General features: G+C 67.1%; 12 protein-coding genes and 1 tRNA gene. 2 read left to right on the forward strand and 11 right to left on the reverse strand.

Features of this window, described 5'->3' with window-relative positions:
- Positions 1–125: 125 nt before the first annotated feature.
- The 3 genes from murJ to AC1AYP_RS05985 are packed head-to-tail and all read right to left on the reverse strand — an operon-like array spanning position 126 to position 5,121.
- Positions 126–1,772 (reverse strand): murein biosynthesis integral membrane protein MurJ, encoded by a 1,647-nt coding sequence (murJ, locus tag AC1AYP_RS05975; RefSeq protein WP_476547132.1) that lies wholly within the window; start codon positions 1,770–1,772, stop codon positions 126–128.
- Entirely contained in the window at positions 1,769–4,048 is a 2,280-nt protein-coding gene (locus AC1AYP_RS05980) for a DUF6049 family protein (RefSeq protein WP_476547134.1), read from the reverse strand. Before AC1AYP_RS05980 ends, murJ begins: the two co-directional genes overlap by 4 nt.
- A complete protein-coding gene (locus AC1AYP_RS05985; RefSeq protein WP_476547173.1) occupies positions 4,045–5,121 on the reverse strand; it encodes an NUDIX hydrolase in 1,077 nt (358 codons plus the stop codon). The genes AC1AYP_RS05980 and AC1AYP_RS05985 overlap by 4 nt, the downstream gene beginning before the upstream one ends.
- Before the next feature lie 34 nt (positions 5,122–5,155).
- On the opposite strand from AC1AYP_RS05985, the gene AC1AYP_RS05990 reads away from it, so the two are divergent.
- Positions 5,156–6,565 (forward strand): CCA tRNA nucleotidyltransferase, encoded by a 1,410-nt coding sequence (locus AC1AYP_RS05990; RefSeq protein WP_476547136.1) that lies wholly within the window; start codon positions 5,156–5,158, stop codon positions 6,563–6,565.
- A 194-nt stretch (positions 6,566–6,759) separates the two neighbouring features.
- Here the strand turns inward: AC1AYP_RS05990 and AC1AYP_RS05995 are convergent, their stop codons facing one another.
- From AC1AYP_RS05995 to AC1AYP_RS06025, 7 genes are all read right to left on the reverse strand, one after another.
- A complete protein-coding gene (locus AC1AYP_RS05995) occupies positions 6,760–7,392 on the reverse strand; it encodes a LytR C-terminal domain-containing protein (RefSeq protein WP_476503266.1) in 633 nt (210 codons plus the stop codon).
- Positions 7,393–7,439: 47 nt separating this feature from the next.
- On the reverse strand, positions 7,440–8,342 hold the full coding sequence (locus AC1AYP_RS06000) for a 4-(cytidine 5'-diphospho)-2-C-methyl-D-erythritol kinase (protein ID WP_476547138.1): 903 nt from the start codon (positions 8,340–8,342) through the stop codon (positions 7,440–7,442).
- The gene (gene rsmA, locus AC1AYP_RS06005; RefSeq protein WP_476547139.1) at positions 8,339–9,286 is read right to left on the reverse strand and encodes a 16S rRNA (adenine(1518)-N(6)/adenine(1519)-N(6))-dimethyltransferase RsmA; all 948 of its coding nucleotides are present in this window, start codon (positions 9,284–9,286) and stop codon (positions 8,339–8,341) included. Before rsmA ends, AC1AYP_RS06000 begins: the two co-directional genes overlap by 4 nt.
- 37 nt (positions 9,287–9,323) lie before the next feature.
- On the reverse strand, positions 9,324–10,865 hold the full coding sequence (locus AC1AYP_RS06010) for an aggregation-promoting factor C-terminal-like domain-containing protein (protein WP_476532559.1): 1,542 nt from the start codon (positions 10,863–10,865) through the stop codon (positions 9,324–9,326).
- Between the two features lie 268 nt (positions 10,866–11,133).
- Positions 11,134–11,207, reverse strand: a tRNA-Thr gene (locus AC1AYP_RS06015).
- 228 nt (positions 11,208–11,435) lie between these two features.
- Positions 11,436–12,413, reverse strand: coding sequence for a DsbA family protein (locus AC1AYP_RS06020; protein WP_476547141.1), 978 nt, complete (start codon positions 12,411–12,413; stop codon positions 11,436–11,438).
- A 126-nt stretch (positions 12,414–12,539) separates the two neighbouring features.
- Positions 12,540–14,927 carry a protein kinase domain-containing protein gene (locus AC1AYP_RS06025; protein ID WP_476547143.1) on the reverse strand — a complete coding sequence of 796 codons (2,388 nt, stop codon included), beginning with the start codon at positions 14,925–14,927 and terminating at the stop codon, positions 12,540–12,542.
- Positions 14,928–15,131: 204 nt separating this feature from the next.
- Between AC1AYP_RS06025 and AC1AYP_RS06030 the strand changes: the two genes are divergently transcribed.
- Positions 15,132–18,011, forward strand: a complete 2,880-nt coding sequence (locus tag AC1AYP_RS06030; protein WP_476547145.1) for a glycoside hydrolase family 3 protein — start codon at positions 15,132–15,134, stop codon at positions 18,009–18,011.
- Positions 18,012–18,226: 215 nt separating this feature from the next.
- Here AC1AYP_RS06030 and AC1AYP_RS06035 read toward each other — a convergent pair whose 3' ends face one another.
- On the reverse strand, positions 18,227–19,828 hold the full coding sequence (locus tag AC1AYP_RS06035) for a hypothetical protein (protein ID WP_476512127.1): 1,602 nt from the start codon (positions 19,826–19,828) through the stop codon (positions 18,227–18,229).
- Positions 19,829–19,859 lie beyond the last annotated feature (31 nt).

Below are 19,859 nucleotides of genomic sequence, written 5' to 3' on the forward strand. Positions count from 1 at the left end.
GACGCCACCATACGAGTCGATGGCGCTGCTGTCATTCTAATCATGGGGATGGTCGAAAAGGAAGGCGTCATCACGGCATCATCGCATCACGTCGCCGTCGCCATCGCCGCAACGTCGCCGGACCATCACCGGCGACGCAGCACGCGCGCGGATGCCGACCGCACGATTGCGGTGAACTCCTCGCAACGTAGCACGACGAGCATCACCGCGTACACGACCGCCGTGACCACCGTCGTCAGCGCGCAGAAGCCGAACGCCTGGAACCAGTTGAGACGGTCGTCGCGCATCGACGCGCCCAGCAGCGCCATGGTCGGATCGGTGAGCAGCCACGCGACCAGACCGGCGACGACCGCCGCCAGCAGCGCCTTCAGATACGTGACCGCGATGCGCCGGCCGTCCAGACTGCCGGCGAAACGGCGTCGCAGCATCATGACCAGCGACGGGAAGCTCAGCAGGTAGCCGACCGTCATCGCGAGGCCCACGCCGGCCGTCCAGTAGCGCGCGGGCGCGAGCAGCATCACGGCGACCTCGAACACGACCTGGATGACGCTCACCTGCAGCTGGAACAGGAACGGGTGGCGGCCGTCCTCGAACGCGAAGAACGTGCGCTGGATGAGCAGGTACGCGCTCGTAAGCGGCAGGCCGAGCGCCAGCGCGACCATCGGCCCGGCGATCAGCTTCGCCTCGGGCACGTTGACGCTGGGCAGCAGCGCGATCGTGATCGGCACCGGCATCACGACGATCGCCATCGTGAAGTACATCATCATCACGCCGACGTTGCGCAGGGCACCGCTCAGGTCCTCGCGCGCCTCGTCGAGGTTGTGCGCGGCGACCGCGCGCGAGATCTTCGGGAAGATCGCGGTACCGACCGACACGGCGATCAGCGAGTACGGCAGGATGTACAGCGTGAACGCGTTCTGATAGGAGCCGTTGCCGGCGATGCCGTACAGGTCGTTGCCGGCGAACGGGGCGCCGTTGGTGATGCGCGCGTTGACGATGTTCGCGAGCTCCTGCACGCCCATCACGCCGACGCTCCACGCGGCCACCGGGCCCATCGCCTTGAGGCCGATGCCGCTCACGCCCCACTGCGGACGGTAGTGCAGGCCGAGGCGCATCAGCGGGACGAACAGGATCACCGCCTGGAACGCGACGCCCAGCGTCCACGTGCCGGCCGTGAGCATCACCTTGCCGGTGGTCCAGAACTCGAGCGGCGCGCGGGAGGCGGGGCCGAACAGGAACAGGAACATCGTGAAGCCGGCGCAGCTGATCACGTTCGCGCCGACCGAGCTCCACGCGTAGGTGACGAAGTTGTCCTTCGCGGCGAGGATCTGGCCGAGCACCGTGTACAGGCCGTAGAAGAAGATCTGCGGCATGCACCACAGCGTGAACGCGTTGACGAGCGCGCGCTCCGCCGGGCCCCAGCTGTTGTCGAGGTACAGCATCGTGAGCAGCGGGGTGGCGAGCATCATCAGCAGGGTCATGCCGGCGAGCATCGCGATCGCCAGGGTGATGAGCTTGTTGAGGCGGTCCTGCGCGTCATGCTCCTTGAGCGTGCGCACGATCTGCGGCACGAGCACCGCGTTGAAGATGCCGCCCGAGATCACGGTGAACAGCACCTGCGGGATCATCGCGCCCGTCTGGTAGGCGTTCGCCGCGATGCCGGTCGTGCCGAGGCACGCGGCGAGCAGGATTGTGCGGATCTGGCCGGTGATGCGTGAGGCCATCGTCCCCGATGCCATGATCAGGGAGTTGCGGCCGACGTTGGAACTCATTCGTCGGGGTCCTTCTTACGGTTGAACTGTCGCCACAGGCCGAGCGCGCCGAGCGCCACGGCGAGGCCGATGATGATGAAGCCGGTCTTGTCGCTGATCTTGAGCACGCAGTTGATCGCCGTGTCCTGCGAACCGCCGAACGTGCCGCCATTGCGGTCCTGCAACGAGACGTGCGCGGTGGCCGAACCGGAGGTCGCGGCGCGCAACGTGAACGTCACCTGCGCCTCGCCGCGCGCCGGGATCGTCACCGTGTTGCGGCGCGACGTGACGATTTCCGGCGAATCGGTGATCGAGAAGACGCGGATCGTGACCGGGTAGGGGGTGGCGTTGCTGACGGTCACCGGCATCGTCGCGGTTTCCGAGACCATCGTCACCGTCTCGGACGGCGTGAGGCTCACGCCGCCGAGCACGTCGTTGGCGAGCTGTTGCGCACCGCCCACGGCCGTCATCGATGTGGTCGTGTCGACGCCTGCCGAGCCGCCGTCGATGGAGAGGGCGTGCAGCGCGAGTTCCGCGTGCGCGGCGAGCAGCCGCTTGACCCACGCGTTGGCCGCCGTGCCGCCGGCGGCCGCGCGTGAGGCCGTGCGTTTCGCGTCCTGCCGCGCCAGCGCCTGCGCGTCGTCCGTCGCGTCGCCGCCGTCGAGGATGCTGTCGCGGAAGCGCGTGATGTCGCCGCGTCCTGCGGACAGCGAGGCGATCACGTTCGTCACGTCCGAGGAGTCCGCCGCGGACATGCCCGATTCGGCGGGCACGGCCGCGCGCGCGTCGTCGCCGGTCACGTAGGGATCGGCGTGCTCCAGCGCGTCGAAATCGGTGGTCTTGAGCCAGGACGCCGATTCGACGGCGCTCATGAACGCGTCCACGGTGGAGGCGTCCGTGTCGGCGGAGAAGCAGACGAGCAGGTTGCGTTCGTTGTACGGCTGCTCCATCTGGTAGAACGCGCTCTGCGCGACGAAGCGGGCGAGACGGCCCGCCATCGTCGACTCGGCCGTGGCCTTCGCGTTCGTGGCCTTGCCTTTGGCGAGGTTGCTCAGTTCGCGCTGTTCGACGAGCACGGTCACATCGCCGGCGTCGGTCGGCACGATCGCGGTGCCCGTGTGCACGGTGTCCGTTTCGGACGATTCGAAGTCATGCGTGGAGATGACGGTCGTGTAGCCCTGTCGGCGGGCGGCGGTGAGCGCGTCGAGCGTCCACTGGCCCTGGCCCTGCCAGGCGATCGTCTGCGACGTGGCCTTCTGGTCGCCGAGCGCCGCACGGTAGTCGGCGAGGGCGGCGTCCGCGTTCCACGCATCGTCGGTGATGCCGGCGCTCGTGTAGCGTGCCGCGGCGTTCTCCTGCGCCGCGTAGGCGGTGATGTCGAAGCTCGCGGGCTGCATGATCGCCTTCGTCTGCGGCGGCATCGCCAGCGCGTCCAGATACGTGGGGTCGGCGATGGTCTGCAGCGAGGAGTGCTTCGAGATGGCCTGTTCGAGCGCATGGTCGAAGCGCGTGTGGTCGCCGTCCAGCACGGCCGCGCCGGTGGAGGTGGCGGAGGAGTTCGTGGAGCCGTCGGTGTCGGCGTCAGCGTCGGTGACGAGCTTCGTGAGCGTGTCCGCGTCGGCGGTCCAATGGTCGCTGGTCAGCGGCATCGCCATCGTGATGTTCATCGCCGGCGTGTTCGCGTTGTCGAGTCCGGCGGCCGAACGCGTCAGGAACGTGTGGACCTCGACGTTCGCGTCGTCGTGGCTGTACGTGACGAGCAGCGGCTTCGGACCCCAGTTGAGCATCTGCGTGAGGGCGTCCGCGCCGGCGTCCTGATCGATCGTGACCGTCGCGCTCTGCTTCGGCTGCAGCGCGGGCACGGACGCCGAGCCGAGACTCGCCGGCGCGGGGATCGGACTGTCGGACTGCGCCCACTCCTGCATGTCGGTGCGGGAGGTGAACGTGAACATCGGATTCGTCTCGAGCGTGACCTCGCCGGCCGCCCACGCGGAGTCGCCAGTGTTCGTGACGGTCGTCTTGAGGTGGAATCCGGACGTGTCGGTGACGACCGCGGTCATCTCGGTCAGCGCGAGCGTCTGCGTGGCGGTCGCGTCGGAGTTGTCGGTCGTGCCGGAGTTGTCGGTCGTGCCGGTGCTCGCCGATTGCGCGGATTGCGTTGCGGTGCCGTTGTCGCCGTCGGCGGCGAAGGCTGTGGCCGGCGGCAGCACGGCACCTGCCACGACCGCCACGGCGATCAGCAGACCCGTCAGAATGCGCCATGCCTGGATGCGTCGTAGGGGGGCGTATGGAATCACTCGTTTGCCTGCCTGTTCAGTTTCCGGGAGTAGAGCCATGCGATCTTGCGCTCATTAGGGTAGCTGAGCACATCGTCCAAGTCCTTGAAATCCACCCAGATCGCGTCCTCCGCCTCATGGTCGGGGTCGCCTTCCACGGTGAGGTCGCCGCCGATCTGCTTCAACGCGAAATGGTGGACGAGCTTGTGCACGCGCTGCGTCGTGCCGGTGAACCAGTAGTCGATCGTCGCGATCGACTCGACCACCTCGCCGAGGATGCCCGTCTCCTCGTGCACCTCGCGTACGGCCGTCTGCTGCGGCGTCTCGCCCTTCTCGATATGGCCCTTCGGCAGGCACCATTCGAGATGGCCGCTGCGCGAATGGCGGGCGATGATCGCGACCCGGCCGCGCTCATCGAACACGAGTCCGCCGGCCGAATACTCACGCACGACGGGCAGCTCCTGCGCGTCCAGCGAGGCGAACGTCGTCGGGCCGTCGGACGTGCGTTTGCGCGGCATCATCGCCGGTGTCGGGATGCGCGGGTTCGTCGCGGCCGCGCCCGGCGTCGCGGCGTCCACGGTGGTCACCGTGACGCCGCCCGCCGGCTCGACCGTGACCGACGCCGTGACCGACGTCTCGACGCGCGTCGTGATGCGCTGGCCGCTGGGCGTCGTGTCGGAACCGGTGACGCGCACGCGCGCGAACACGGTCGCCGGAGTCGGCGTCGACATCGGCGTCGCCTTCGCCGCCTCCCGCGCGACCACCGACGCGACCGTCTGCGCCGTGTCGAGCGTACCGGCGGTGTCGATGATGTCGCTCACCATCGGCGGTTCCGGCGTGGGTTCCGGCGTGGGTTCCGGGGATTGCGCGACGGGCGCCGGGACGGGCTTCGGACGGGACTCCGACGTGTACATGAGCACGTCGTCGTCATGGCCGTTTTGGGTATGGTTGACCGCGGCATCGTCGGCATGCTCCAGCATGCGCGCAAGGTCCGCGGGCGTAATCATGCCTTCCACCTTACTCAAGTCCCTGTGCATGTCGAGTAACGGTATGCTGGTAGCGACAGATACCAAGACGGATGCACCGTGACCGATGCGCGGCGTATGAACCGTGTCCGAAAGGATTGGCGTGGATTTCGAAGTTTGGCCTGAAGCCATTGAATTGGGTCGCATGTTCGCCGCCGAAGGCTACGAGCTGGCGTTGGTGGGCGGCCCCGTGCGCGACCTGCTGCTGCATCGCCGCAGCCACGACCTCGACTTCTGCACGTCGGCGCGCCCCGAACAGTTCGAGCCGATCCTGCGCCGCTTCGGCCACGACGGCTTCTGGGACATGGGCCGCAAGTTCGGCACGCTGGGCGCGATGCGCCGGCGCGAGGACGGCACCGAGGTCAAGGTGGAGGTCACCACCTACCGTTCCGACACGTACGATCCGGATTCGCGCAAGCCGGAGGTCCAGTACGGCGACACGTTGGAAGGCGACCTGTCCCGCCGCGACTTCACCGTCAACGCGATGGCGCTGCGCGTGCCCGACCTCGAATTCGTCGACCCGTTCGGCGGCGCGAACGACCTCGCGAAGGGCGTCCTGCGCACGCCGGTCGACCCGCGCCAGTCGTTCGACGACGATCCGTTGCGCATGATGCGCGCCGTGCGCTTCGTCGCCCAGCTCGGCTTCTCCATCGAACCGGAGACCGCCGAGGCGATCAGCGCGATGACCGAACGCATCTCGATCGTGTCCGCCGAACGCGTGCGCGACGAGCTCACCAAGCTGCTGCTCTCCGACCGCCCGCGCGCCGGCATCGAAGCGCTCGTCGAATCGGGGCTCGCGGACATCGTCCTGCCGGAGATCCCCGCGCTCGAACTGCAGATCGACGAGCATCACCGCCACAAGGACGTGTTCGAGCACACGATGATCGTGCTCGACCGCGCCGTCGCGCTCGAAACCGGCGAGGACGGCCCGGTGCCGCGCCCCGACCTGACGCTGCGTCTCGCCGCGATCATGCACGACGTCGGCAAGCCGAAGACGCGCCGGTTCGAACCGGGCGGCAAGGTGAGCTTCCACCATCACGACGCGGTCGGCGCGAAGCTGACGCGCAAGCGCCTCAAGGCGCTGCGTTTCGACCACCACATCGTCGACGACGTGAGCGAGCTCGTGAACCTGCACCTGCGCTTCCACGGCTACGTGGATGAACCGTGGACGGACTCCGCGGTGCGCCGCTACGTGAAGGACGCCGGCCACCTGTACGAGCGCCTCAACCGTCTGACCCGCGCCGACGCGACCACGCAGAACCGCCGCAAGGCGCGCATCTTCGCCGAGGCGATGGACGAGATGGAGGCGCGCGTCAAGGAGCTCAAGGAGAAGGAGGACTTCGACGCGATCCGCCCGGATCTGGACGGCAACGAGATCATGGAGATCCTGGGATTGGAGCCCGGTCCGATGGTCGGCCAGGCCTACCGCCACATGCTCGAATACCGCCTCGATAACGGCCCCGTAGACCACGATGTCGCCGTGGCCGAACTCAAAAGATGGGCGAGTGAGTAGACTCGGCCCCCTCTGACGAGGGGGCTCCCGGCGGAGCCGGGTGGGGGAGAGAAAGAAGAGCGGCCGTAGGCCGCGGGAAACATGGAATCGGCCTTTGGCCGATACGTTTTCCCCGCGGCCTACGGCTGCTCGTGTCTCTCCCTCCGGCCACCTGCGGCGGCCACCTCCCTCATCAGAGGGAGGCAGATAATCAATCAGTTGATCTCGGTGTGCTTGTCGGCTTTTCTCAGGCCGGCCTGCTGCATGGCCTCGACGGTCTTGCAGCCGTCGAAGTCCTTGATCGTGTCGCCGTGCTTCTTGACTTCCTTCTCGGAGTTCAGGTTGTTGAACGTGGCGCCGATCACCACGTCGACGAGACGATCCTGACGGTCATCCATCACGAGCACCGCATCCGGGATGTACTCCTTGACCGTGTACGCCGGGTTGATCGCGTTCACGCCGAAGTAGATGGTCGTGCGGGTCACCTTGGCGCTCGTGTACGAGTCGATGGTGCGCACGTCGAACTGGCGGTCCTTGAGCGCCTCGCCGACGGCCGCGCCCAGGCCGGTGAACTCGGTGCCGTTGCGCACGCGCAGGATCACCGAATTGTTGTCCGCCCACTTCATCGCGGTGCCGTCCTCGTTCTTCGCGGCGCACGGCACGGCCACGCCGTAGTTCGGCTTCGTGGCCTTCTTGGCCTGCTGGTCGACCTGGATCACGCCGGTGAAGAACAGCGTCGCGACGATGAGCACGACCACGAGAATCGCGCCGGTGATGGAGAACACGATCTTCTGACGGCGTAGCACATACGCCTTGCGTGCCTCGCGCTCGTCATACTCTTCGGCCATTCGGTTCCCTTTCCTTCGCTGCCTGACTTACGCAGTGCCTATTTACCTTAGCGTGCAACCGTGACGCTGACCGACGGGACGGCGGGCGCTTCGGCCGCGATGATGCGGTCCACCGCCTTCGACCGTTCCCATGCGGCGATCACGTCGCGGCGGATGGACGGCGTGGGCGTGAACGCCACGACGGACGGCCCCGATCCGGAGACGAACGCGTGCCTCGCGCCCGCCGCCAACGCCTCGCGGATCGCCGCGCCGGAGCGCGGATGCAGGCTGACCGCCGCCTTCTGCAGGTGGTTCCGGTCGCCTTCGCCGGCACCGACCACGTCGAATTCGCCATACACTTCGGGCGTGCTCAGCTGCGCCTGGTAGGCGCCGACGAGCAGCGATCCCGTGTACCCCTGTTCGCGCAGTTCGCGCGCCGCATCCGAATCGTCGGGAATCGTCTCGATGATCTCGCCGTATCCGGTGCCGCGCGCGTAGCCGCCGGCCACGCAGAACGGCATGTCCGCGCCGAGCGTCGCCGCGACCTCGCGCAGCCGGTCGAGCGGCCAGTCGAGCTCCCACAGCGCGTTCAGCGCGAGGATCGTCGCCGCGGCGTCCGCCGATCCGCCGGCGAGACCCGCGCCGACCGGAATGCGTTTCTCGATCGTCAGCGCGACGTCCGGTTCGCGGCCCGCCGCCTCGGCCATCGCGAACAGGGCGAGCACGGCGTGATTGCGGCGCATGTCCGCCGACGATGACGCGAGATCGCCGAGATGCTCGCCGCCCAGGTCGAGCGAGAATCCGGCGCCGGCCGGTTTCGTCGTGGCGGTGACCGTGTCGGTCAGATCGACCGCGCAGTAGATCGTGTCGAGCTCGTGGCGTCCGCCCCACTCGGCGTGGGAGGGGCCGACCTCGAGCGTGAGATTCGTCTTCGCCGGACAGTCGACGCTCACCGTGACGGGCGTGCTCATCGCGACGCCTCCGCCGCGTCGCCATCGCCGGAAAGCCGCATGACCGCCTCGGCCAACGCGGTGAACTCGTCGATGGTGAGGGTCTCGCCGCGACGTGTCGGATCGATGCCGGCCGCCTCGAACGTGCCGGCGGGAACCGTCTTCTTCAACGCGGCGTGCAGGGTCTTGCGACGCTGGCCGAAGGCCGCGTCGATGAGACGGAACGTCTCCTTACGCAGGGACTCGGCGTGCGCCGCGACCTCGTCGCCGGCGACGCCGTCGTGCCGCGTGCGCCTGAACGCGACCAACGCGGAGTCGACGTTCGGCGCCGGCCAGAACACGTTGCGGCCGATCGTGCCGACGCGCGAAGCCTCGCCGTACCAGGCGAGCTTCACGCTCGGCGTGCCGTAGATCTTGCTGCCGGGCGTGGCGGCGAGACGGTCGGCGACCTCCTTCTGCACCATCACGAGGAACGATTCGAGGTTCGCGAACCGTTCCAGCAGCGTGAGGATGATCGGCGTCGCGACGTTGTACGGCAGGTTCGCGACGAGCGTGAACGGCTCGTCGCCGGCGAAGTCCGGCAGGTTCGCGGGATCGACGGTGAGCGCGTCACGGTTGACGACGGCGAACCGGTCCGCGGCTTCCGGCATGAACTCGGCGATCGTGTCCGGCAGACGCTCGGCCAGCGGCGGGTCGATCTCGACGGCGGTCATGCGCGCGCCGGTCTCGAGGATCGCCAAGGTGAGCGAGCCGAGACCGGGGCCGACCTCGAGCACGTGGCTTTCCGGGCCGACGTGCGCCTCACGCACGATGCGGCGCACGGTGCCCGGATCGATGACGAAGTTCTGGCCGAACTTCTTGGTGGGGCTCACGCCCGCCTCGGCGGCGATGCGGCGGATGTCGGCGGCGCCGAGCAGATGGCCCGTGGCCGTCTCCTCGGCGGTTGCGGTGGGTTCAGTCGTCACGTCGTTCAATACACCTTCCGAAATGGGATTCACGATATCAGTACCAGCCCTGCTGCTCCCAGATGCGCTTGCAGTTGGTGGGCGTGCCGTAGCGCTGGGCGATGTAGCTCAGACCCCAGTCGATCTGCACGGCGCCGTCGTCCTGCCAGCCGGTGCCCATCTTCGAGCCGGGCAGCGCCTGCGGGATGCCGTAGGCGGAGGAATACGGGTTGGCGGCGTTCCAACGCCAGCCGGACTCCTTGTTCCACAGCCAGACGATCGCGTCCCATTCGGCGCCGGTCCAGCCGCGCTGGGCCGCGGCCGCGGCCGCGTAGGTCTGCGCTTGGGCGACGCTCGGGTGCCACAGGCGGCCCGAACCGGAGCTGGAGCCGCCGGAGTTGCCGCTGTTGCCGGAATTTCCGGAGTTTCCGGAATTTCCGCTGTTGCCCGAATTGTTCCCGGAGTTGCCGGAATTCCCCGAGTTGTTGCCGCCGGAGTTGTTGTTTCCGGAGTTTCCGCTGTTGCCCGAGTTACCGGAGTTCGAGCCGGAATTGTTGGAGTTGCCCGAGTTCGAGTTGCCCGAGTTGTTCGAGTTGTTGCCGGAGTTCGACTCGTTCTTCTTGTCGGAGGAATCGTTCTTGTCGGACTTGTCCTTGTCGTCGTTCTTGTTCGACGTGTTCGGCTTCGTGGACTGGTTCGAACCGGAATCGGCCTTGCCGCTGCCGGTGTCCTCCTTCGGCTCCTCGACCTTCTCCGGACCGACCGCGATGATCTGGTCGACCGCGGCCTTCGTCGTCGTCTCGCTGGCGAGCGTCTCGCTCTCCGCGACGCCGTCCACATAGGTCACGTCGAAGACCTGCTGGATCTCGCCGTTCTGGCCCTGCTGGCGGATTTCCGTCTGGCCGGATTCGAGTGAGGAATCGATGATCGTCTGCGTGGAGTACGGCACCGACTTGGTGCGCGTCTCCTGGCCGTGGGTCACGCGCCTGACGCGCAGGATCGTCTCGCCGCCGTCCTCCTCGACGCTGACGCGATCCTCCTTGCCCACGTTGATGCCCTTGGAATCGAGGATCGAGGCCGCCGGAAGCTTGCCGTTCGGCGCTTCGGACGATTTGCCGTCCGCGATGACCGTGACCGGGCCCTCCTTGTTGATGACGAGTCCGCCGGTCAGCTGGTTGTAGATGTTGTCGATGTCGACGGTGATCTTCGAAGCCTGCTTCTCGTTCGCCTTGAAGAATCCGATGAGCTGGTCGGCGCTGTCCGCCACCGTCCAGAACGGGATCTCCTCGCCGTCCACGTTCACGGTGGTCTGGTAGGCGCTGCGCACGGTGACGACCGCATGGTTGGCGAGCGTGCTACCGGACGAGGACTGCACGAGATCATGCGTCTTGACGCTGACGCCCTGCTCCTCGAGCAGACGGTCGACGCTCATCGCGTAGGTCTGGACGGTCGTCGTCTTGCCGTTCACCGTCAGCGCCACCGACTTGCGCGCGGAGAACGCGAACGTCGCCACACACGCCGCGAGCACCGTCACGACGCACACGGCCACACGGATACGACGCAACATCACGAATCGTTGCGGGGTCCACCGCCGTGCCATGCCATTACCTCGTTTCCCGCCCGCGATCGGTCCGGGCGCACTCGGTGCCCATCGTAGCGCACCATCTGCAAAGAAAAAGAAAAAGGGGGCGGGAGAGAAGGGGAAGTTCCCGCCCCCTATTATCAAGGCAAGGAGATGGTTGGGGGACTCTCCTGCCCTGTCCAGGAAGCCATAATCGGGGGAAGGCTCCTAGACGACTTACCCGTGTTAAGTATTTCCTGCGCGCCCCCGGCGCATCACACAGTATACGCCTTTTTCACGCATGACGAGCCTCTTGTCGGGATCGAACCGACGACCTGCCGCTTACAAGGCGGCCGCTCTGGCCATCTGAGCTAAAGAGGCGTGGCACGCAACAGTGTGTCGCGCACGCGGAAACCCAGCATAGCAGTTACCAGCGGACGAGCGCCAGCCCCCTCAGTCGGCCTGCGGCCGCCAGCTCCCCCTGAAAGGGGGAGCAAAGAACAACGGATGCACTTCGTGCACTCGTCTCCCTGCGCCCCCTCAGGGGGAGCTGTCCCGCGAAGCGGGACCAAGGGGGTGCCGGAAGCGGCCCGCCCTAGTCCTCTTGGCTTACTTGCCGGTGGTGATGGAGATCGGCTTGCCGCTGGCGCCGATCGAGGGGAGCTGGCCTTCGACGCCGACCTGGTCGTCGGTGAGGCCCAGAGCGGTGACGAGGCCCTCGTTGGAGGTCATGCCCGCGGTGGACAGCTGGTTCATATCCCAGTAGTTGCCGTTGATGCGCACGGTCGGCGTGGTCATCTGGCCCTTGTAGCTGCCGGACACGTTGAACAGTTCGGAACGCTTCGGGTTGTACGTGTCGATCGCGTCCAGCCATGCCGTGTACTTGTCGACGCTCGCGGCGTTCGCGACCTTCTTGGAGACGCCCGCCTTGATCGCCTGCTGGCGCATCTTGTCGTCGGAGGTCTTCACGCCGGAGTTCTCGGCCGGCTGGAAGTCGGCGGCGTACATGTTCTGGATGAAGCCGAGGATGTGCGAGGCGTCCTTGTCCTGCTCGGCGATGGTGAGCAGCAGGTTCGCGGCGCGCGTCGAGTACTTGTCGGGGCTCCAGGTGTCGCCGAACGACATCGGGTGCAGGTCGAGGTTGATCTGGCCGGCTTCGACGAGCTTCTCCAGCGTCGCGCCGGACGCACGCTCGAAGTTGCCGCAGCCGGAGCACATGAAGTCCATGTACACCTCGACGGTCGGCACGCCGTCGATCTTCTCGCCCACGCCGTCCTTCGAGACGATGACGCCGCCCTTCTCATCGGCGACGGATGGCTTGTCGGAGACCTCCTGCAGCTTCGAGTACGCCTGGTCGACGGTCAGGTTCGCGCCGGAGTTCTGCGAGGCGACGTGCGAACGCCAGATCGCGATGCCGGCGACGGCGATGAGCGCGACGACCACGGCGATCACGATCGCGCCGATGATGGTCTGCTGCCTGCGCTCCTTCGCCGCCTGCTCGGCGCGCGCCTTCGCCGCGGCCTCCTCGGCTGCGCGACGGGCGGCGCGGGTCTTGCGCTGTTTGGTGTTGTTCGCTTTCGTGGCCATGCGAGACGATCCTTTCCCAACCACTGAATGACTGATCTCTGATGACTGATCTGAGGGTCAGTCTAGCCCACGAATCGACATATACGCCCGTCGCTGATTGAACTCCATATGAACTGCGGGACCGCGCTACCGCCGTATCGCGCCCGCGCCGAGGCGCAGCATGCCGCTGCTCGGCCAGAGCGTGGTGAGGATCCACGCGATCGCGGCCATGCCGGCCAGCGCCAATCCGGTCGTCGTGAACGGTCCGTCGGTGAGCCACGGCAGTTCGTACGGCCACATGCCGTCCGGCAGCGGTGTCATCGCCCACGGCAGCTGCAGCGCGGCGGTCGCGGCGACCACGCCGACGAGGTCGATGATCGCGAACTGCACGGATCGGCCGAGCGCGGCGAGCAGCCCTTTGAGCAGATGCCACGGCAGCTGCACGACGCGCAGCGCGGAATCCGATCCCTTGCGCATGCCGCCGCGGCGGCTTTCGCGCTCGATCTGCGCCTCCGTGCTGTACCCGACGGTGAACAGCAGCCACATCAGCGCCGCCGCCACGGCGAGGCCGATTAGCGGTTGGAACACCGCGGCGACGGCCGGCACGACGGCCATCATGCACAGGACGGCCACGCCCTGCTCGAGGTACTGCGCCCGCCGCGAGTCGGCGGTGTTGCGATGCTGCGGCGCGTTCGGATTCGCTGCGTTGCGGCCGTACTGCGATTGGGGCGTCTCGTACCCCGGCTGCGCGAAATCCGGCTGGACGTATTCCGGCTGCGGCGGTTCGTACTGCGGCGGCAGCAGCTCGGCCGGCGGCCGCGGCGGTTCCGGCGGCTGCATGTTCTGCGGCATCACCGCCGTCGCGTCCGGCTGGTCGCGCAGGAACGCCGGGACGTCGCCCTTCGGCTTCGGCGTCACGATCGGAATGTCGCGCGAGGAGGTCGGCACGTAGGCGGGAGGCAGGGAGGAGCCGGTACGGTTCGAGGCGTCCGCCACGCGCTGCAGCGGCGACTGGTCGTCGCCGGCCGCCGCCTCGCGCGCCGGCGTCGCGCGGCCGGTGGCCGTGCGCGGCGTGCGGTTCTGGTTCGTGTTCTGGGTCGGATTGTTCGGATTCGCGTTGGTGGCCGCGCCGGGAACCGCGGCGGAACCCGCGCCGGCGGCCGGGATGAGCGGCGGAATCGCCGCGTCGCCCGGACCGAGCACGTCGCTGGGCAGCGTGACTGTGCACTGGTCCGGCGTCAGCGCGCGCGTCGCGTCGATGCCGTCGTCCGCGTCGTCGCGCCATGCCGCGCGGCCGGTGGCCGTGCGTGGCATGGCCGGCGTGGACGGCACGACCGGCATGCCTGCGCCTGAGCTGCGCATCGACGACGGAATCACCGACGTCGCCGGCAATGCGGCGGTCGCGCCGGGCGTTCCGGCCGCGTTGCTTGCGTTACCTGTGCTGGCGGCGTTGCTTGCGTTACCGGCACCGGTGCCGAGCACTCTCGTCGCCGCGTTGGGGCCGCCGTCAAAAGGGCGCATCACCTCGGTCGCGCCGTTGCCGGTCGCGCCGGTCGCATCGGTCGCGGAATCGCCGCCGAAGCCGTCGTCATCCCAATTCACGGGATTGAGCGCGTCCAGCGCGATCGCGTGGAGCAGCTGGTCGGGAGTGCAGCGGCGGCGCGGATCGGGATTGAGCGCGCTGCGGAACGCGGTGAGCGTGTGCGCGGGCAGCCCGGCGAGGTTCGCGTTGCCGCTCGCCTCGCGTTCCAGCACGGCCATCAGCGGCTTCGTGCCGAACACCGGTTCGCCGGTCGCGGCGAACGCGAGCACGGAGGCGACCGACCACCAGTCCGTCGCCTCGCTCGAATCGGCGCCGTCGATGATCTCCGGCGCGATGAAGCCGGGCGTGCCCATCACGAGGCCCGTGCGCGTCACGTGGCTTTCGCCTTCGCCCATCGCGATGCCGAAGTCGACGAGCACCGGACCGGACGCGGAGACCATCACGTTCGTCGGTTTGATGTCGCGGTGCACGATGCCGGCCGCGTGCACGGCCTTGACGGCCTCCATCAGCTTGCGCGCGAGCCGTTCCAGATCGTCGCCCACGTATTTGCCGTTCGCGGCGACGTCGTCCTTGAGATTCCTGCCTTCGATGAGTTCGGTGACGATGAACGCGAGGGCGTCGTCGAGCTCCATGTCGACGATGCCGCACACGCCCGGATGATTCACCTTCTTCAACGCGAGGGCCTCGCGGCGCAGACGCTCGCGCGGCGTCACGTTCTCCTTGAGGTTCGGGTCCTGCGCGGGGCGGCGGGAGGCGGGAGAACCGGGAACTCCCGGACCGCCGGCCGCGCCATCGCCGGAGAGATCATCGGACGAACCGTCCTCGGCGAGCGAATCACGCAGGATCTTCATCGCGTACACCTGACCGCCGTCGTCGAGCACGCGCCATACCGAACCCATCGCGCCGGAACCCAGGCGGGAGACGAGCGTATAGCCGCCCACCACTTCGCCCGGTTCCAGATTCAACGCCGTCAGATCACTCATACCGCCCATCCTATCCTTGGGCCTGGCATGCCGGTATATATGTGCCGGTCGGCCGTGCCGCCCATGTGTGCGGGGAATGGGCGGGCGTGCAGAATATGCATGCGAAACGACAGGATGGGGTGAGCGGGCGATGCGGCCTGCGGCGGTCGTGCACAATCGGGGATAACGACATCGACGACGTGTCGGATGAAAGCAGAATCAAGGAGGAGAACGATGCTGAGCATCAACTGGAGCGACGTGATGAACGTCATCGCTTCGATCGCGCCGCAGCTGATCGCCATCGGCGTGGTGTTCGTGCTGGCGCTCGCGCTGACCATCGGCGTGAACAAGAAGACGGTGAAGAACGTCGCCACCCGCAAACTCGTGCATTCCGAATCGTGGATCGTGTTCCTGGTCGCCGTGGTCGTGGCCGTGTCCATGATGCTGTTCGGCCCGCTGGCCTCGCTGCTCAACAGCGCGACCGCCACCAAGTACACGCTGTCCGAGACCACGATCTCCAACGCGAACAAGCTCGCCAAGGAGATCCAGTCCGAGGCGATCACGATGCTGAAGAACGAGGACTCCAACCTGCCGCTCGCCTCGAAGAAGGTCAATGTGTTCGGCTGGGGCTCCACGAACCCGGTCTACGGCGGCACCGGCTCCGGCTCGATGAACCAGTCCTACAAGACCACCTCCATCCTCGACGGCCTCAAGCAGGCGGGCGTCGAGACCAACACCGAACTGAGCAAGCTGTACACCGGCTACCGCAAGGACCGTCCGGTCGTGGCCATGGCCGAGCAGGACTGGACCCTGCCCGAAGTGCCGGCCAAGCAGTACTCGAGCAAGCTCATCTCCGATGCCAAGGCCTTCTCCGACGAGGCCGTGGTCGTCATCACCCGCGTCGGCGGCGAGGGCGCCGACCTGCCGAAGGACATGACCGCCAAGGGCATCACCTACCACGACAACTCCAAGGACTACAAGGACTTCCAGAAGGGCGGCAGCTTCCTCGAGCTCAGCCAGACCGAGAAGGACATGATCGACCTGGTCACCAAGAACTTCGACAAGGTCACCGTCGTCTACAACGGCGCCAACACCTTCGAGCTCGGCTTCGTCGACAACTACCCGCAGATCAAGTCCGTGCTGTGGTGCCCGCCCGCCGGCCAGACCGGCTTCTCCGCGCTCGGCGAGGTGCTCGCCGGCGACGTGAACCCGTCCGGCAGGACCTCCGACACCTTCGTCAAGGACCTCACCCAGCAGCCGAGCTACAACAACGCCGGTGATTTCAAGTACGACAACATGAAGGAGTTCGCCACCGAGAACTTCGAGGAGGGCAAGACCTCCCCGGCGTTCGTCAACTACGTCGAAGGCATCTACGTCGGCTACAAGTACTGGGAGACCGCGGCCGACGAAGGCGCGATCGACTACGACGACTACGTGCAGTACCCGTTCGGCTACGGCCTGAGCTACACCACCTTCGACCAGAAGATGGGCGACGTGACGTACTCCGACGGCAAGGTCTCCTTCGACGTGACCGTCACCAACACCGGCGACAAGGCCGGCAAGGACGTCGTCGAGACGTACTTCGACCCGCCGTACACCAACGGCGGCATCGAGAAGGCCAGCGCCAACCTGGTCGCCTTCGAGAAGACCAAGGAGCTCAAGCCCGGCGAATCCGAGACCGTGAAGATCTCGTTCGACGATGACGACATGGCTTCCTACGATTCCAAGACCGCGAAGGCCTACGTGCTCGAGGCGGGCGACTACGGCATCTCCATCCAGTCCGATTCGCACACCACGATCGACGAGAAGACCGTGACCGTCGACAAGACGATCACCTACGACTCCAAGTCCAACACGCACTCGGGTGACAAGACCGTCGCGACCAACGTGTTCGACGACGCCGAGGGCGAGGAGCAGGGCATCACATACCTGTCCCGTGCCGACCACTTCGCCAACTACAAGCAGGCGACCGCCAAGCCGACGAACTACACGCTGTCCGCCGACCTCAAGGCCAAGTTCCGCAACCTGTCGAACTACAAGCCGTCCGAGACGAACGACGACTCCGACCAGATGCCGACCACCGGCGCGAAGAACGGCGTGCGTCTGGCCGACCTCACCGGCAAGGACTACGACGATCCGCTGTGGGACAAGCTGCTCGACCAGCTGACCTTCGACCAGATGGACAACCTGATCGCCTTCGGCGGCTACGGCACGCAGGCCGTGAACTCCGTCGGCAAGATCGCCCTGACCGACGTCGACGGCCCCGCCTCCCTGAACAACAACTTCACCGGCGTCGGCTCCATCGGCTTCCCGTCCTCCACCTCCGTGGCGTGCACGTGGAACAAGGATCTGGCCCGCCAGTTCGGCGACGGCATCGGCGACATGGCCCACGACATGCACGTGGCCGGCTGGTATGCCCCCGCCATGAACATCCACCGCAACGCGTTCGCCGGCCGTACCTTCGAGTACTTCTCCGAGGACGGCTACCTGTCCGGCGTGATGGCCTCCCAGCAGGTGGCCGGCGCGCAGGCCAAGGGCGTGTACGCCTTCATGAAGCACTTCGCCCTGAACGACCAGGAGACGAACCGACTGAGCGAGCTCAACACCTGGGCCAACGAGCAGTCGATCCGCGAGATCTACCTGAAGCCGTTCGAGATGAGCGTGAAGGAAGGCGGCGCGGGCGCCGTGATGAGCGCCTTCAACTACATCGGCACCGAGTGGGCCGGCTCGCACTCCGGATTGCTCAACACCGTCCTGCGTGACGAGTGGGGCTTCCGCGGCATGGTCCTCACCGACTACTTCGGCGGCTACGGCTACCAGAGCGGCGACCGCGCGATCCGCGGCGGCAACGACCTGATGCTCGCCACCACCGACGTGACGAACCATATCACCGACAAGTCCGCCACCTCGGTCAAGGCGATGCGCACCGCCTCGCACAACATCCTCTACACGGCTGCCAACAGCTGGCTGTACGAGAACGGCGAGCCCGACGTCGCCACCCCGATCTGGAAGACCATCTCCTACGTGGTCTGGGGTGTGACCGCCGTCCTCGCGATCGGACTCGAGGTCCTCACCATCAAGCGCTACCTCGCCCGCCGCAAGGCCACGAAGTAGCCCCGCCTCCCGGCCTCCTCTGATAGGACATCGCCGTAAAGCAAACGCCGGAGGCGTTTGTAGGCGATGTGTGAGCCGACAGGCGAGCTGATGTGAAGTCAGGCTGACTGGGGGAGAGAAGCGGCCGCAGGCCGCGGGTAACCGCATCATCCAACCGATGCCGTTCCCGCAGCCTGCGGCCGCTTCGCTGTCTCTCCTGATTCCCTGTTCCCGTCTCACCAGTCCGTTCGCCGGCGCACGATCATGATCGCCACGATCAGCAGCGCCGCGACGGCGGCGACGATGGCGATCGTCGGCGTGCTGAGCTCCCGCCGCCCGTCGTCTTCCGTAGTCGACCGGCTCACGGATTCCGCGGTGAACGGGGAGACGTCCACCGCGAGCAGCGCGGCCGGCCGTGCGGAGCCGGCGGCCGGGGCGAGCAGCACGTACCAGACGCCGCCGTCCTGCGAGAACGTCCAGCCGGCCGCGTGGCCGATCGCCGTGCCGGAAAGATCGGAGTCGCCGGCGGTTCCGGAACCGCCATCGCCGTCGTTTCCCCCGACCGTCAGCGTGCGCGTGACCGTTGGGTCGTTCCCGTCGAACGTGTTCACGCGAAGCATGATCGCGTTGCCCGCAGTCCCGTTGCCCGTCGCGCCGCCTCCGTCGCCGATTCCATCACCACCGCGGTCGATCGAATACAGCAGCGTGCCGTCCGGATTGATGGCCGAGACGAGATCGCCCGCCTCCAGCCATTGCATGGTGCTTTCGTCGACCACGAGTCTGCCGTTCGTCATGCCGACGAGCAGGCGTGCGCCGCTCGGCGCGAGCAGGATGCGGTCGAGCGGCAGGTGCCGTCCGAACATCGTGCGCGCCACCGTCGCCCCGCCCGAACCGGTGCCCAAGTCCGAGCCGGAACCGGAATCCGAGCCGGGCTCATAGGCGTCGACGTCGATCGCCAGCACCCGCGAATCGGCGGTGCCCACGTACAGCGCGTGACGGTCCGCTGTTCCGGTGGCGTAGACGGTCGGCGACACGTCGTCCGCGATGTCGTCCATCACGCCGGTGGCGACGTCGACCGCCATCAGCCGCAACGATCGTCCGGCGGCAGCATCACCGTCGTCGGTCGTATCGCCGTCATCGCCCGTATCGCCGGTACCGTCCGCATCATCGACGCCGACAAACCATACCGTCCCGGCCGAGTTCGTCGTGTACGGCGTGACGTCGCGGATTGCGGCGGCGGCACCGTCGTCGTCGGCGTATCGTAGCGGGACGGCGGCGACGTTCTCGCCGCCTGCCGCCGCGAACGTGCGCAACGTCCACGAGCGCTGCGCATCGTCGCCGCCATTGCCGCTGGTGCCGTCGGGTTCGATTACGCCGATACGCGCGCCGTCCGGCGACAGCATGTAGTCGCTTCCGGTCGAGGGATGCAACGTGACCGTGAGATCGTCGACGCCGATCGCGGCGACGCCGTTCGCGCCGTTGACGAGCATCGTCCTGCCATCCGGCGTGAACTCGACGTGCGGCCGGGACGTGGCGAAACCGCCGTCCACCTGTGCGGTGCCGTCCGCGGACAGGTCCGTGATGCGGATCCGGCAGACCGTGCCGCTTTTGTCGATCGCGAACAGGAACCGGCCGCCGGGAGCGGACGTCAACGCGATCGGATCGTCGCCGAGACAGGAGGCGTCGCGCAGCGTCGTGACGGGAAGCGCGCCGGTGCGCTCGATCGCCGATGCCGCGGAAGGAGCTGCCGTGCAGAGCGCGACCGCGGTGCAGAAGGCGAGCATGGCGCGCATCAGCGTGCGCGCCGTCGCCGGAAGATGCGTGTCATGGCCGAACATGGGAGGACTCCTTCATCGTCCGTCGTTTCCG

Source organism: Bifidobacterium sp. LH_424 (assembly GCF_056356895.1).

What these genes read in the sequence shown, in the direction of transcription:
- AC1AYP_RS06020 (WP_476547141.1), bottom strand. Translation starts at nt 12,413, where the DNA reads ATGGCCACGAAAGCGAACAACACCAAACAGCGCAAGACCCGCGCCGCC.
- AC1AYP_RS06010 (WP_476532559.1), bottom strand. Translation starts at nt 10,865, where the DNA reads ATGGCACGGCGGTGGACCCCGCAACGATTCGTGATGTTGCGTCGTATC.
- AC1AYP_RS06035 (WP_476512127.1), bottom strand. Translation starts at nt 19,828, where the DNA reads ATGTTCGGCCATGACACGCATCTTCCGGCGACGGCGCGCACGCTGATG.
- AC1AYP_RS05995 (WP_476503266.1), bottom strand. Translation starts at nt 7,392, where the DNA reads ATGGCCGAAGAGTATGACGAGCGCGAGGCACGCAAGGCGTATGTGCTA.
- AC1AYP_RS06025 (WP_476547143.1), bottom strand. Translation starts at nt 14,927, where the DNA reads ATGGGCGGTATGAGTGATCTGACGGCGTTGAATCTGGAACCGGGCGAA.
- murJ (WP_476547132.1), bottom strand. Translation starts at nt 1,772, where the DNA reads ATGAGTTCCAACGTCGGCCGCAACTCCCTGATCATGGCATCGGGGACG.
- AC1AYP_RS06030 (WP_476547145.1), top strand. Translation starts at nt 15,132, where the DNA reads ATGCTGAGCATCAACTGGAGCGACGTGATGAACGTCATCGCTTCGATC.
- AC1AYP_RS06000 (WP_476547138.1), bottom strand. Translation starts at nt 8,342, where the DNA reads ATGAGCACGCCCGTCACGGTGAGCGTCGACTGTCCGGCGAAGACGAAT.